The 14,626-nt window shown below is 72.7% G+C and carries 11 protein-coding genes; 3 read left to right on the forward strand and 8 right to left on the reverse strand.

Annotated features, from left to right (window positions below; all coding sequences use genetic code 11):
- The first annotated feature begins 140 nt into the window (after positions 1-140).
- From ACZ8ZB_RS21920 to ACZ8ZB_RS21930, 3 genes are all read left to right on the forward strand, one after another.
- A complete protein-coding gene (locus tag ACZ8ZB_RS21920) occupies positions 141-2,234 on the forward strand; it encodes a DEAD/DEAH box helicase (RefSeq protein WP_470739359.1) in 2,094 nt (697 codons plus the stop codon).
- 342 nt (positions 2,235-2,576) lie between these two features.
- On the forward strand, positions 2,577-2,828 hold the full coding sequence (locus ACZ8ZB_RS21925; protein WP_470739360.1) for a type II toxin-antitoxin system VapB family antitoxin: 252 nt from the start codon (positions 2,577-2,579) through the stop codon (positions 2,826-2,828).
- Positions 2,825-3,241, forward strand: a complete 417-nt coding sequence (locus ACZ8ZB_RS21930; protein WP_469692852.1) for a PIN domain-containing protein — start codon at positions 2,825-2,827, stop codon at positions 3,239-3,241. Before ACZ8ZB_RS21925 ends, ACZ8ZB_RS21930 begins: the two co-directional genes overlap by 4 nt.
- 84 nt (positions 3,242-3,325) lie before the next feature.
- On the opposite strand, the gene ACZ8ZB_RS21935 is transcribed toward ACZ8ZB_RS21930, so the two are convergent.
- The 8 genes from ACZ8ZB_RS21935 to ACZ8ZB_RS21970 form a co-directional block, all read right to left on the reverse strand.
- On the reverse strand, positions 3,326-3,595 hold the full coding sequence (locus tag ACZ8ZB_RS21935; RefSeq protein ID WP_470741555.1) for a DUF6000 family protein: 270 nt from the start codon (positions 3,593-3,595) through the stop codon (positions 3,326-3,328).
- Positions 3,596-3,757: 162 nt separating this feature from the next.
- Positions 3,758-4,486, reverse strand: coding sequence for a glycoside hydrolase family 11 protein (locus tag ACZ8ZB_RS21940; RefSeq protein WP_470739361.1), 729 nt, complete (start codon positions 4,484-4,486; stop codon positions 3,758-3,760).
- Positions 4,487-4,925: 439 nt separating this feature from the next.
- Positions 4,926-6,110: a glycosyltransferase family 4 protein gene (locus ACZ8ZB_RS21945; protein WP_470739362.1), complete on the reverse strand. Its 1,185-nt coding sequence runs from the start codon at positions 6,108-6,110 to the stop codon at positions 4,926-4,928.
- On the reverse strand, positions 6,107-7,489 hold the full coding sequence (locus ACZ8ZB_RS21950) for an MATE family efflux transporter (protein WP_470739363.1): 1,383 nt from the start codon (positions 7,487-7,489) through the stop codon (positions 6,107-6,109). The genes ACZ8ZB_RS21945 and ACZ8ZB_RS21950 overlap by 4 nt, the downstream gene beginning before the upstream one ends.
- Before the next feature lies 1 nt (position 7,490).
- Positions 7,491-11,084 (reverse strand): SDR family NAD(P)-dependent oxidoreductase, encoded by a 3,594-nt coding sequence (locus ACZ8ZB_RS21955; protein WP_470739364.1) that lies wholly within the window; start codon positions 11,082-11,084, stop codon positions 7,491-7,493.
- Entirely contained in the window at positions 11,081-11,935 is an 855-nt protein-coding gene (locus ACZ8ZB_RS21960; RefSeq protein WP_470739365.1) for an ACP S-malonyltransferase, read from the reverse strand. Before ACZ8ZB_RS21960 ends, ACZ8ZB_RS21955 begins: the two co-directional genes overlap by 4 nt.
- 18 nt (positions 11,936-11,953) lie before the next feature.
- Positions 11,954-12,994 carry a hypothetical protein gene (locus ACZ8ZB_RS21965; RefSeq protein ID WP_470739366.1) on the reverse strand — a complete coding sequence of 347 codons (1,041 nt, stop codon included), beginning with the start codon at positions 12,992-12,994 and terminating at the stop codon, positions 11,954-11,956.
- A 22-nt stretch (positions 12,995-13,016) separates the two neighbouring features.
- The gene (locus tag ACZ8ZB_RS21970; protein WP_470739367.1) at positions 13,017-14,042 is read right to left on the reverse strand and encodes a hypothetical protein; all 1,026 of its coding nucleotides are present in this window, start codon (positions 14,040-14,042) and stop codon (positions 13,017-13,019) included.
- Positions 14,043-14,626: the final 584 nt, after the last annotated feature.

The raw sequence follows: 14,626 nt of genomic DNA on the forward strand, positions 1-14,626 counted from the left end.
CCCGGTGTGGGCGGTGGGAAGATGCCGGGGAGGGGCGGAGAAGGGCGGGAAGCGTGGGGCGGGGCGAGCGGGACACGGTCGCGAGGGGAGCGCGACTGTATGAGGCGGCGCAGGCAGTGGTCGGTGACCACGGAAGGGCGGTGGAGGCGGTACGGGCGGCACTGAAGCCCATCCATGACGCGGCGGTGAAGCGGGAGCTCGACGCCATTCCCGTCGCCCGGCTGCAGGACGTCACCGAAGGGCGGCTGCGGTTGGGGAGCGTCGAGAAGAGCGGACTGCGCACCCTGGGCAGTGTTCTCGAAGCGGGCCCCTACCGGTTGCGGCAGATTCCCGGTGTCGGGCAGCGCACCGTCGACCAGATGCTCGCCGCCGCCCGCAGGCTCTCCGAGGCTGTGCACGAGACCGTGGCCGTCCACATCGACGTGGACCGGCTGGAACCGCGCACCACCGCGCTCGTCAGGGCCCTGCACGTCCTGGTGGAGGCCGGCCCGGACGCCCGGCGCGCGGTCGACAAGGCCACCGCCCTGGCGGAACGCCTCGGTCCGTTGCTGGCCGACGCGAGGCCCGCCACCGGAAGGGTCCGGATGCTTCTGGCCGGCCGGGAGAAGAAGGCTCGCGTATGGGCGGCGGTCGCCGAGACCCGGTCGCTGGTGGACGAGGCGGAGCGTGTCGGCCTGCCCGAGCTGCTCGCCCAGGCGTCGGTGGACCTGCTCCGGGGGCTCTCGTCCGACGTCACGGCATGGGTGGACTTCGAACTCCGCTCCGCCGAGTACTACAGCCTGCTCGCCGAGATTTCCGGGCGGCTGCCGGACGCGGCTGCCGCAGAGGGCTTTCTGCCCGACGAGATCGCGGAGCGGGTACGGACCCAACACCTCGACGACACGCACCGGCGGGTCTCCCTGCGCGGTTACCAGGCGTTCGGCGCACGGTTCGCGCTCGCGCAGCGCAAGGTGATACTCGGCGACGAGATGGGCCTCGGGAAGACGATCCAGGCGATCGCCGTCCTCGCCCACCTGGCAGCCGATGGACAGAGCCACTTCATGGTCGTCTGCCCGGCGAGCGTCCTCGTGAACTGGACACGGGAGATCGAGGCCCGCAGCGCCCTGCGCGTCACGGTGCTCCACGGTCCCGACCGGCACTACGCGTTCGCCGACTGGAAGGGGCGGGGTGGCGTTGGGGTGACCACGTACGACGCGCTGCGCGGCTTCCCCGCACCGGACGGCGGGGAGGTCGGGCTGCTGGTGGTCGACGAAGCGCACTCCGTGAAGAACCCGAAGGCCAAGCGGTCCCAAACGGTCGGCCTGTGGGCGGAGCGTTGCGAGCGCACCCTTTTCATGACCGGAACCCCGATGGAGAACAGGGTCGTGGAGTTCCGCAACTTGGTCCAGATGCTCGACGGCGACGTCGCGGACTCGCTCGGTGAACGGGACGCGTTGGCCGGATCGGTCGCCTTCCGCAAGGCTGTGGCCCCGGTCTACCTGCGGCGCAACCAGGAGGACGTGCTGACGGAACTCCCGAGCCTTCAGCAGACCGACGAGTGGGAGGAGCTGAGCGCTTCGGACGAGGAGGCGTACCGCGAAGCCGTGCGCGCGGGCAACTTCATGGCCATGCGCAGGGCCGCGTACATGCGCCCCGAGAAGTCGACCAAGCTGAACCGACTCCGGGAGATCGTCCAGGAGGCCGGCGAGAACGGGCAGAAGACGGTGGTCTTCTCCAACTTCAAGGACGTACTGGGCGTGGTGAAGGAGGCCCTCGCGGCCGGAACCGCCACGGCCACTCCGGTGTTCGGTCCGCTGACCGGCGGCGTCCCGGCCCAGCGTCGCCAGGAGATCGTCGACGACTTCGCCGGTGTCCAGGGCCCGGCGGTGCTCCTGGGGCAGATCCAGGCAGCGGGCGTCGGCCTCAACATGCAGGCCGCCTCCGTCGTCGTCATCTGCGAACCCCAGATCAAGCCGACGATCGAGCATCAGGCGGTGGCCCGGGCCCATCGTATGGGTCAGGTCAGGCCGGTTCGCGTGCACCGTCTCCTCGCCATCGAAGGCGTGGACGAACGCATGGTGAAGATGCTGGAGACCAAGACGCGCCTGTTCGATGCCTATGCCCGCCGCAGCGCCGTGGCCGAAGCCACCCCGGACGCGGTCGACGTGTCGGACACCGAGCTGGCACGTCGGATCGTCGAGGAGGAACAGGCACGTCTGGGTATGACGGACGAGAGGCCCACGTCATCCGAGTAAGGGTGTCCTCCGGTCCGCAGCCAGTCCGCAGGACACCAGTAAACAGCCGTCGGGAGCCAACACATGTCAACGGGGAAACCGCAGGTCAGGGCACTGTGCGAGGTTCCGCCGCAGATCAGGATCAGTCCGCGGACATTCCGCTTCAACGTGTAGCGGATGCTGCGTCATCACGTCGCTGATCTGGCACACATACAGCTCAGAAGGGGTCCGGTCTTTCGGGGCCGGGCTCCTGGTCTTTTCCCGTACTGGGAGGGCGCGGAGCACACGCGTCGGCATTGCGATACCATTTCTTAATCAAAATTGATATCGTTGACGTGTTGTCGGGCCGCGGAGGGATGGCTGATGGCCAGGACTGTGATTGATCTGGACGACGAGATCGTCGAGCAGGCGATGCGGGTGTACGGCGTGAAGACCAAGGCCGCTGCAGTACGGGCAGCCATGGAGGAGGGGGTGAAGCTGCGGCTGCGCCGGGAGCTGTTCGATGCCATCGACGAGGGGGAGTTCGAGGACGCGTTCGCGGAGATTCGCTCGCAGACCGGGCCGCGTCATCCGGACGGCACGCTCAAGCGTGACGGCGGAGTCTCGGCGGCGTGAAGGGGCGCTATCTCATCGACAAGTCGGCGCTGGCCCGTCGGGGCAAGGCAGCGGTGCGGGCGCGGCTGGACGTGCTGGACCGCGACGGGCTCCTCGCGGTTTGCGCCCCGACGGAGTACGAGGTTCTGTACTCGGCTCGCGGCAAGCCCGAAGCGCTGCGCCTGCGTACCCTGCTCCGCGGCTTCGACTACTTGCCCTGCAACGATCAGGAGTTCGAGCGGGCACTCGAGATCCAGGGCCTGGCGCTGAACGCCGGCTTCCACCGCGCGCTGTCGCTGGCCGACGTCCTCATCGCGGCAACCGCTGAACGGCACCGGGCCACGGTCCTGCACTATGACGGCGACTTCGACATGATCGCCTCGGTGAGCGGGCTGAAGGCCGAGTGGGTCGTGGAGCCCGGTACGGCCGACTGAGCCGACGGGTGCCGGTGCGGCCGACTGAGCCGACGGGTGCCGGTGCGGTCGGTGTTCTCGTGCCGGAAAAGAGCTGCCCTTTCGTCACCTGCCGCCGTGGCGGGACCCGGCCGGTCCATTCACAGGAGGCGACGGCCGCGGTCCCGGCGCCCGTCGGCCTGCGTCGGTCGGCCAGGCGGCGGTGAGGCGTGAGCGCCACTCGCGGCAGAGGAGGGCCTCCAGCTCGGCATCGGTGATCGTGGCTGCGTCGTCGATCAGGTGACGGGCGAAGCGCTCGGCGTGGGGTCCCCGGCCAGTCCGCAGGACACCGTAAAAGGCCGTCGGGAGCCAACGCGCGCCAACGAGTAACCCCAGGTCAGAGCCCTACGCAGGGCTCCTCCGCAGGTCAGGATCGGCTCACAGGGGTCCGCCTCGACGTGTGACGCGCTCTCGCCGTCGTACGCACAGCTCACGAAGGAGCCGGCCCGTTCGGGGGCGGCTCCTTCGGCGCGAGGGTGCTGACTTCAGCGGTCGGCGTCAGCCGCTGACGGTGATGTTCGAGCTGCCGCTGCTCTGGTAGCCCTCGGTCGCCATGACCATGTAGTACCTGAACTGGCCGAGGTTCATGCCCGCGCGGGCCCAGGCGTCGAAGTGGTTGCCGGTGGTGATGGTGCCGGAGCCGCTGGTCACCTTCGACTGGCGGACGCTCCAGTACTGGTCGAAGGTGCGGGTGCCCTCGACGGAGGGGGCGTTGTACCGCGTCGTCCTGTAGATGTCGTACGTGCCGCCGTCGCTGTAGACGGTGCCCCTGTGCTGACCGGTGGGCCGGTAGCTGCCCCAGTTGTCGACGATGTAGTACTCGACCAGCGGGTTCGAGGTCCAGCCGTAGAGACAGCCGTAGCCGTTGCCCGACGGGTTGAAGTACCCGGTGTAACGGACCGTCCGGCGCCCGCCGTTGGCCCAGCCCTTGCCCGCGACGAAGTTGCCGCAGTTGGTCCACCGGGTGCTGTAGCTGCCGCCGCCGTTGAGGGTCATGGAGACCGAGCCGCCGCCGTCGGTCCAGAACGTGTAGTACATGCCGTCGTAGCCGGTCTGGTTGGTGGTGATGGTGGTGGCGGCGTGGGCGGTGCCGGGCAGCAGGAGCCCGGACGCGGTGGCCAGCGCGGCGGCGCCGCCGGCGGCGCCGGCGAGGAAGCCCCGGCGGCTCAGGCCGGGGGGAACGATCGTCTGCTGGGTCTGGTCCTGCTGCGTGCCGTCCTGGTGCATGCTGCTGTTCCCTTCCGATGAAGGCAGGTGGGGGGCCGCGCGGCCATCTGCCGCCCGGCGGCCTCGCATGGGACGCGGCGGGAGGTGCCCGCCGTTGTGCGGTGCCGAGCGACCGGGCCCCCGTCGCGGGACGCGAGGGGGAACGCGGTCTTCTGCTTCGGCGGCCTCAGTTTTCTGAGAGCTTCATGACCCTGTCAATACTTTCGACGTCCTTTCGGAAACATCTCCGCACTCGAAGGGGTGTGAAACGCGTGCATCTTTCCTGTTCCAGTCGTCGATCACGCGGGACTGTGCCCAGGGTGAAGAGGGGTTCGGGTCGGGTTGGAACGCAAGTGTGTGTAGTCGATCCGAAAGTTTCGGAACCGGGAGAGGGGCGCGTCGGCACTCCGCCGACGTGCCGACGCGCGGGCCCCACCGCCGTGTCCGTGCCGCCCCGGTGCTAACCCGCGACCGCCCGCAGGGCCGCCTCCCGCACGCGGGCGGTCGCGTGTCCTGGCAGGTACCGGCCGGCGTGCAGCCGGCTCGCGGCGGCGGTCGTCGCGTCCCTGCGGGCCCGGTCGGTGAGCAGGTCCGCGCAGTGCCGGGCCAGGTCCTCGGCGGTGTCGGCGAGGGCCAGGTGCTCACCGGGGACCACGTCGAGGCCCTCGGCGCCGACCGTGGTGCTGACCACCGGCACGCCGTGCGCGAACGCCTCGAGAATCTTGATGCGGGTCCCGCTGCCCACGCGCAGCGGGACCACGACCAGGTCGGCGGCGCGCAGGTGGGGCGCCATGCTCGGGACCGCGCCGGTGACCTCGACGTGCGGGCCCGCCAGCGCGGCGACCTCCGGGGTGGACGCGCCCGCCAGCACGACCGTCGCGTCCGGCACCCGCTCGCGGATCAGCGGCAGGATCTCCCCGGTCAGCCAGGCGGCCGCGTCCGCGTTGGGCTCCCAGTCGAAGGAGCCCTGGAACAGGATGGTCGCACCGCGGCCGGTGCGCGGCGGCCCCGGCGGGCGGGCCGGGTAGGTGTTCGGCACCACCACCGTCCGCCCCGTGCCCAGCCGGGCGGCGTCGCGGGCGCAGGCGACCACGGCCACGTCCGCCTCCCGGGCCACCCGCCGGTGGACGCGGCCCCACCAGGCGATCGAACGCCGTGCCTGCACGCGCTGCCACGGTGTCAGCGGCACGCCCCACACGCCCCGGCCGAGCCGCGACCAGCGGCGGATCAGCACGTCCTCGAAGTCGTCCACGTCGACGACGGTGCGGCCGGTGAACCGGCCGCGCAGCGGCAGCCAGGCGCGTTCCCGGTTGAACCACACCACGTCGTAGCGGGTGCCGGTCGACCAGCCGGGCAGGACGGGCGCGAGCGAGCGCCGCTGGTGAGCGGCGTAGGCGGCGGACGGCCCGCGCGCGGCGATCTCCAGGAAGGCGCGGGCGCCCGTGTACGGCGGTACGGCGGCGACCCCGGTGCGGGCGAAGCGGACGGTCTCGTCCGGCGGCGGCACGGTGTCCGGCGGCGCGAGGAAGAGCGCGTCCACCGGACCCAGTCCGGCGAGCGCCCCGGTGACCAGGTCCATCCGCTGCACCGCGCCGCCGGCGGGGCGGCGGGGCAGGACGTCGCTGACGAACAACGACCGGATCACCGGACGGCCCTCCCCTCCGGCTGCGCCACCGGGCCGGCCTCCTCGCCGGGGCCGGCCCGCGGCGCGGTCACCGCGTGCCGGACGGCCAGCAGCGTATAGCCCAGTCCCACGGCCCAGCCGATCACCGTCGCCCACATGATGCCGTCGACCCCCCACGCGTGGCCCAGCGCGTACGACAACGGCAGCCGGACCACGCCCAGCGACGCCACCGTGCAGATCAGCGGCACGACGGTGCGGGCGATGCCGTTGAACCAGCCGTGCAGCACGACCGTCAGCGTGTAGCACAGGAAGAACGGCGCCGTGATGAGGATGTACCGCTCGGTCACCAGCCGGGTCTCGGGGCTGCCGGAGAACAGCGCGGCGATCGGCCCGCGTCCGGCCAGCAGCAGCAGGGACACCACCGCGGTGAGCGCGACGCCCAGCCACACGGCGTGGCGGACCCCCTCGCGGACCCGCGCGGTCCGGCCGGCGCCGGTGTTCTGCGCGGTGAACACCATCAGCGCGCCGGACAGGTTGAGGAACAGCACGCTGGTCAGCAGCTCCAGCCGGGCGACGACGGTCAGCGCCGCGAGGGCCTCCTCACCGAACGGCGTGATGATCCACACCAGCACCAGCACCCCGACGCCGATCAGCAGGTACTGCACGGCCATCGGCGTGCCGATCCGCAGGCCGCGCCGCACCTCGGCGCGCACCGCGGCGGCCGTGACCGGGACGGCCCCGGACGGCCGCGGCCGGCGCTGCTCGCGCACCAGGCGGGTCAGGCCGACCGCCGCGGTCAGCGCGTTGGAGGCCAGCACGGCCAGCGCCGCGCCCGCGATCCCGAGCCGCCAGGGACCCACGAACAGCCAGGCGAACAGCGCGTTCAGCACGCTCGCGGCGATCATCAGGGCGGTGGCCCGGCGGACGTCGCCGCGGCCGGTCAGGACCGCGCACACCGCGCCGAGCGCGTAGACCGCGACCATGCCCGAGCACAGCGTCACCACGAAGGTCCGGGCCTCGGCGGCGACCTCGCCGGTCACGCCCGTCAGCGCCAGCAGCGGCGCCGCGGCCAGCACCGCGACCGCGGCGCAGAGCGCCGACCACACCGCGGTGCAGGCAGCCAGCGCCAGCAGCGCGCTCGGATCGTCACGCCGCCCGGCGCCGGCGAGGTGCCCGAGCCGTACCGTGAACGCGCCGGACACACCGGTGAACAGCGAGGTCAGAATCGCGTACAGCGGCTGTGCCGCGCCCAGCGCGGCCAGCCCGGTGACGCCCACGTACCGGCCGACGACCGCGCTGTCGACCAGCAGGTAGCCCTGCTGGAGCAGATTGGCCAGGGCCAGCGGGGCCGCGGTGCCGACGATGCCGGTCAGGACCGGGCCCCGGGTCAGGTCCGGCACGTCAGTCTCCGGGCATGGTCAGCAGCTCGTCGAGCCACGCGTCGTCGTCGCCGTCGTCGTCCGGCGCGTCCGTGTCGTACTTGTTCTCGATGAGCCGGGCGACGGCGGCCACGGTGCGCTCGCTCATCAGGTCGACGGCGTCGAACTGGCGGCCGAGGCAGGCGGAGAGGCTGTTGCCGATGGTCAGCGCCATGATCGAGTCGGCGCCCAGGTCCCGGAAGTCGGCGTGGACGTCGATCTCCGGGTGGCCGAGGGTGTGCGCCAGGCAGCGGCCCACCATCCGTTCCCGGTCGGTGTAGCCGTCGTCCGGACGCCCGGTGAGCCGCACCTCGGTGGACTCCACGGCTTCGCGCACGCGGGCGAGGCTCTGCCGGGACCGCTCCTCGAGCGCCGCCAGTCCCGTCTCGATCTTTCCCTCGATGTCCGCGGACAGGGCGACGTGGTACGTCGGCAGTACGCTCATCAGGTCGCTGCCGTAGTTGATCTCACCGGCGAAGAATCCCGCCCGGTCCCCGCGCAGCGCCGCGTCGATCAGGCCGAGGCCGGTACGGGTGCGCAGCGACCGGAACACCAGGTCCTCGCTGACGCCGGTGGCCACCGCCATGCCGACCTCGCGCCAGGCCACCCAGTCGACGCTGACCACGCGGTGCTCCGGTGTGTTCAGCGTGCGGGCCAGGTGGTCCAGGTAGAGGTTCGCGGCCGCGTAGTCGGCCTGCCCGAGGGCCGGGAACACCGCGGCCACCGAGGACATGTGCAGCACGAAGTCGGGCCGGTCGTCCCGGGTCAGGTGGTGCAGCAGGAACGCGCCGCGCAGCTTCGGGCGCAGGACGGACGCGAACTCGTCGGCCTCCCGGTACGCGATGAGGTTGTCGCCGGGCACGCCGGCGGCGTGCACGATGCCGTCCACCCGGCCGTGCGCGGCTCGGATCGCGGCCAGCACGTCCGCCAGCGCGGCCTCGTCGGCGACGTCGGCGGCCACCGGGTGCACGCCGGCGCCGAGCGCGGCGATCTCGCGGACCGCCGTGACGCGCGCCGCGGCGGGGTGCTGCGGGTCGGCGGCGACCGCGTCCCACTCGGCCTCGGGCGGCAGGGCGGTGCGGCCGAGGAGGTACAGGTGGACGCCGGGGGCGCCGGCCGCGAAGTGCCGGGCCGTCTCCAGACCGATGCCGCCGAGACCGCCGGTGATCAGGTACGCGCCGCCGGGCCGCAGGTACGCGTCGCGGACCGCCGGGACCTCGGGCAGCTCGGCGAAGGACTCGCGGTACTTGTCCGTGCCGCGCAGCGCGTACACGCCGGCCTGCGCGGCGAGGATCTCCGTGCGCAGCAGCGCGGCCGGCACCGCGTCGTCGACGTCGAGCAGCCGGACGGTCACGTACGGGTACTCCCGGCCGATCGCCTTGGCCAGTCCGGCGAGCGCCGCGTGCTCCGCGACCACGCCCGTCTCGCCGGGCACGACCGCCAGCGCCCGCCGGGTCAGCACCACGAGGTCGACCGTCGCGCTCGCGTGCATCAGCGCCTTCGCCAGCCGGAAGAGGCCGGTCAGGTGCTCGTCGACGCGGCGGTCCAGTTCCGCGGGACCGTCCGCCGGTTCGCCGTCGAAGGCGAGCGCGTACACCAGGTGGGTGTAGCCCTCGTCGACGAGCTCCTCGGCGAGCCGGTCCGGTCCGGCGTCCGCGGTGTCCCCGGCGTCCGGCGTGCGCAGCACCGCGTCCGGCGGCAGGGCGGCGGCCACGGCGCCGGCCGCGGCCGGACCCACCAGCGCCATCACGCGGGCCGACGGGTCGCCGGACCCGGCGAGCGGAGCCGGCGCGAACCCCACCTCGTGCGTCACCGGGTGCTCGGCCCGCGGTGCGGCCAGCGCGAACCTCTCGCGCCACGTGTCGGGGAAGTCGACCCAGGCGCGGGTCTCGTCGAACTCGTACGGCGGCAGGTGCACGATCCGCGGACCCGGCCCGTGGTACTGCGCCCGCAGGTCGAGGTCGGCGCCGCCGGTCCAGGCGCGGGCGGTGTCGGTGCCGGCGGCGTCCGGCGCCTCACCGGCCTCGGTGGCCGCCAGCGCCGCCCGCAGCCCGGCCAGGTCGGCGACCGTGTAGGCGAGGCGGTGCCGGTGTCCGGCGCGGGAGACGTTCGACGTCCAGCACACGTCCCGCACGCTCCCGTCGATCCGGCCGGCGTCGATCGCCTCGCGGTAACGGGTGACCAGCCGGCCGAGCGACGCCGGGCTCCGCGCGCTGAGCGTGAACAGGTAGGGCGGCCGGTCCTCGCCGGACCCGGCCGGCGCCGCGGTGAACTCCTCCAGCACGACGTGCGCGTTGGTCCCGCCGAGGCCGAAGGCGCTCACCCCGGCGCGGCGGGGGCCGTCCCCCTCCGGCCACGCACGGGCCTCCCGCGGCACGTACACCGGGCCGTCGTCGAGGTCGATCGCGGTGTTCGGCCGCTCGTAGTTCGCCAGGGGCGGGATCACGCGGTGCCGCAGCGCGAGCGCGGCCTTGATCACGCCCATCACGCCCGAGCCCTCGAAGAGATGGCCGATGTTCGCCTTCACCGTGCCCACCGCGCAGAAGCGCCGGTCGTCGGTCCGGGCGGCGAACGCCCGCCGCAGCCCCTCGAACTCGATCGGGTCGCCGACCTTGGTGGCGGTGCCGTGCACCTCCAGGTAGCCGATCGTGCGGGGATCGACGCCCGCGTCCCGCCACGCGGCCTCCAGCAGGTCGGCCTGGGCGCGGGAGTCCGGCGCGGTCATCATCTCGGACCTGCCGTCGTGGTTGACCGCGCTGCCCTTGACGACCGCGTACACCTGGTCGCCGTCGGCCAGCGCCCGGTCCAGCCGTTTGAGCACGACCGCCCCGGACCCCTCGCCGAAGCCGGTGCCGTCCGCGCCCTCGTCGAACGTACGGGTCACGCCGTCGGACGACTCGATGCCGATCCGGGTGTGCGGGTGCCGCACCGGCGCCATCACGATCCGGGTGCCGGCCACCACGGCCATCTCGCAGTCGCCCAGCAGCAGCGCGGCCCTGGCCTGGTGCAGCGCCAGCAGCGACGCCGAGCAGGCGCTGTCGATCACCATGCTCGGGCCGCGCAGGTCGAGCAGGTACGAGAGCCGGTTGGCCAGCATCGTGACGATGTTGCCGGTGATGCCGAGCTGTCCCAGCGCGGGGTCGATGCGGCAGAAGTAGTCCAGGTACGACCCGCCGGGGTTGCCGGCGTAGCCGACGTACACGCCGGTGCGGCTGCCGGCCAGCCGCTCGCCGGTGTAGCCGGCGTCCTCCAGCGCGCGGTACATCGTGCGCAGGACCAGCCGCTGGTGCGGGTCGGTGACCGCGGCCTGCTTCGGGGTCATGCCGAAGAAGGCGTGGTCGAACAGGTCCACCCGGTCCAGGAAGCTGCCGTCGTGGAACTCGACCCGCTCCTCGGCGTCCGGCACCAGCGCCGACTCCCAGTGGTAGCGCAGGTACTCCTCGATCTCCCGGCGCCGCTGCGCCGGGAACGGCCGGGTGAGGCTGCGGCCGGTGCGGACGACGTCCCAGAAGGCGTGCTGGTCCGGCGCGTCCGGCACTTCGACGGACAGTCCGACGACAGCGATGTCCGTGGTCATACGAGTTCCTCCGTCGGCTGTGCGGCGATCCGTGCGATGAAGGCGGTGAGGGTGGTGCCGTTGACCTCGTCGAAGTGGTCGACGCCGGCCGCGCGCAGGGCCCGGACCGTGCGCACCCACTCCACCGGGCGGTGGATCTGCCCGCTGAGCAGCCGGACCGCCTGGTCCGGGGCGAACTCCGCGCCGGTGACGCTGGACATCACCGGCGTGTGCCCGGCACGGAACCCGTACTCGCGCAGGACCGCCGCGAACGCCCGGCCGGCCGGGGCCATGAGGGGCGTGTGGAACGGGCCGCTGACGGACACAGGCAGGACCCGGGCGCCCCGGCCGCGCAACGCCTTGACCGCGAGCGCCAGCTGCGGCCGCTCCCCGGCCACCGTCACCTGCTGGTCGCTGTTGCGGTTGGCGACGTGCACCAGGTTGAGCCCGGCACCGTGCAGCACCGCCTCGACCTGCGCCGGGCTCAGCCCGACCACCGCGACCATCGCGCCACGGGTGACGTCGGCCATCAGCTCGGCGCGGCGCCGGACCAGCGCCAGGCCGTCCATCAGGTCGAGGACGCCGGCGGCCACCAGCGCGTTGAACTCGCCCAGGCTGTGCCCGGCGAAGTAGTCGTACCGCCGGCCGGCGCGCTCGAGTTCCATCCAGGAGAGCGCGTTGACGAGGAAGACGGCCGGTTGTGCGTAGCGGGTGTCGGCGAGCCGGTCGTCGGGGTCGTCGCGGCACAGGTCCGCCACGGGATAGCCGAGCAACTCGGTCGCGGCCGCGGTCTCCCGCGGATACCGCTCGAACAGCTCCCCTCCCATGCCTCTGCGTTGTACGCCTTGGCCGGGGAAGACCAGACAGTGCATGCGTGGACGCTCCTTCACTCAGGCGGTCGGTGCGGGGACGCTGCGGTAGCGCAGGCCGTGGTGGCCGCCGCGCAGGGTCTCGCGGGTGAACACCCGGGCCGACGGGCCCGGTCCGAAGTCGACTATCTGGTCGGGCCGGCAGTCCTCGATCGCGGTGCGGACCGTGCCGGGCCAGTCCAGCGGGCGGCACACCGCGTGGGCGAGGACGTCCGGCAGCAGGTCACCGCGGTGCTGGAGGTTGACCGGCGCGTCGGCGACGTACACCGGTACGGCCAGCCGGTCGCCGGTGAGCGGGAACGTCATGAAGTGCCGCTCCTCCAGCGTCGCGCGCACCGCCGGCTCCAGGAGCGGCGTGTGGAACGGCGCGGTGCTGCGCAGGTAGGTCCACCCCACCCCCGGCTCGGCCAGTCGCCGCGCGTGCCTCGTCCGGAAGCCGGCGAGGTCGTCCGGGTCCCCGGCCAGCACGTGCGAGCGGCCGGAGTTCGCGAGGGCCAGGTGCACCGGGGAGTCCGTCACCAGCGCGCGCAGCTCCTCGGCCGGCACGCCCGTCACGGCCGCCATCGGTGCGGCCGCGCTCTTCTGGCGCGGTGTCAGCTGATGGCAGCGGATCAGCGTCAGCGCGGTCATCGCGATCACGTCGTGGCAGAGCGCCGTGTACTGCCGGCGCCCGGTCACCCTCAGTCCCGCGACCATCGCGCCGATCAGGCCCAGGCTGTGGCCGATGGCGGCCACCGGAGCGGACCGGTCGCCGTCCGCGCGGCCGACGGCGGGCTGCAGCAGGCACAGCTGGTAGATGTGGGCGCACAGGCCGTCCACGATGGAGTGTTCCAGGGCGCCCGCGTCCGGCGGGGCGCCGCGCAGCCAGGCGGTCAGCGGGATGCCGCCGGGCAGCTCCCGACGGTAGGCGTCCGCGCCGACGTGATCGAGCACGCGCGCCACCGCCTCGGCCGCGGCGGTGAAGTACCGCGCGTTCTCCGGCCTCGCGTACAGCGCCCGCAGTGCGGCGAGCGGCGGGCCCTGTACGCCCGCCATGCCGCTGAACAGGTATAACCGTCGCACTTCTCTTCCCCGGGTGAGGCGATTACCGGCCACTGGCCGGGACCGGCAGGATCTTCGGGAGGGCGGCGGCCTCGTCGACGAGGAGCCGCGCCGCCCGCTGTTCGTGCAGCCGCAGCTGCGTGAGGCCGCGGCGGATGCGGTCCGCCGGCAGGGCGGGCAGCCCGGCCTGGAAGGCGGTGACCCGGTCCGACAGCACGGTGGCCAGCCGCGCGACGCGGGCGTAGGCGGCGCGGACCCGCTCGCCGTGCTCGGTGAGCGCCAGGAACCGGCAGAACAGGGTCCGCGAACCGGCCAGCAGCGCCATGCTGTTGACGCCGGGCGCGCGATAGGTGGCGGCGACCGACGTGCGCTCCGCGACGAGGTTGTCGCCGATGACGTCGTAGAGCTCGAAGCCGTCGCGGAAGCCGGCCAGGAACGCGCGGTAGGCGGCCTCGAACCCGTCCCGGTCGGGTTCGGCCACCTGCCGGACGGTGGCGCAGCCGGTGAACCAGCGTTCGGGTTCCCGGGCGTAGCCGTCGCGCAGCACGTCCCACCCCACGGTCAGCGGGAAGTACTCGTGGTCGTCTGCGGTGTTGTCGACCAGCAGGACGTCGGTGCCGCTCGCCCCGCAGACGAGGAACGAGTGCAGGAGCCGGTACTCCTCGGGGAGCGTGCCCACCCGGCGCATGAACTCCAGCCAGTGGGGGAAGTGGTGCCGGGGCGCGTAGAAGAACACCGGCTGTCCCGCGGCGAGGAAGTCGGTCAGGCCGGACTCGAAGCGGGCCAGGTCCACGGCCCCTGCCGAGAGCACCTCGAACCCGAGCAGGCGCAGGTCGTCGTCGTCCACGTACGGGGTGTCGAACGCCCAGCGGTCCCCGCCGCGCAGGTGGCAGTGGCGGTGGACGGCCGAAGTGGAGCCCAGGGCCCGGTACATCAGCAGGTCGGACCAGGGGGTGCGGCCGCCGACGTACGCGAGGAGCTGGGTCTTGCGGCAGTGCAGGTGGTTGTTGGGGTCCCGGGTGCGGATCCGGTCCAGGCCCGGTAACTCGATCATCTGGTCGACGGACAACAGCGTGAACCTCCGTTCGGCGACGCCTTCGCCGCGGATGCCGGAGCGCGGAGTGCCGTACTCCGGCGGGATCGATCCGTCGCGCGGGACGGCGGCGGCGCCGTGGTGGGCGCGACGGGCTCGGGTGGGTCGTGCACGACGATGTGCGGACGCTCTTCGCGGCGCGCGCCGGGGATTCCCGCCATTGGGCGATCTCCGGCGCGGTGCGCGGAAACAACGAGCAGACGGATCCTGCGGGACCCGGTCGGCGAAACATTCGAAGTCGATGCGGATGACGTTCGACTGTTCGCCCGGCGCGCACCATCATGGCAGGACCCAGGTAACGGGGCAATAAAAGTCATATCACTTGGCTCGTGCCGGAGTTCACCGCAGGTCAACGCAGTGGAGGGGGTGACGTAGATGCCGCTCCGGAGCGTGAGGGGGTGGCCGTCACCCGGGCGCACGCCCAGGTGGAGCGGAAACTTGCGTGCCGTTGTACTCGAAAGTGTCGCTGTTTTCTACGCAGGTGAAAGTGGAGCACGCGAGGGTCGGTCGCCGTGTGCCCCCGCCCGGCCGGCACGGGCGCGGGCGCGGCGTCGACGGGT

It is taken from the genome of Streptomyces sp. 12E (genome assembly GCF_055633275.1).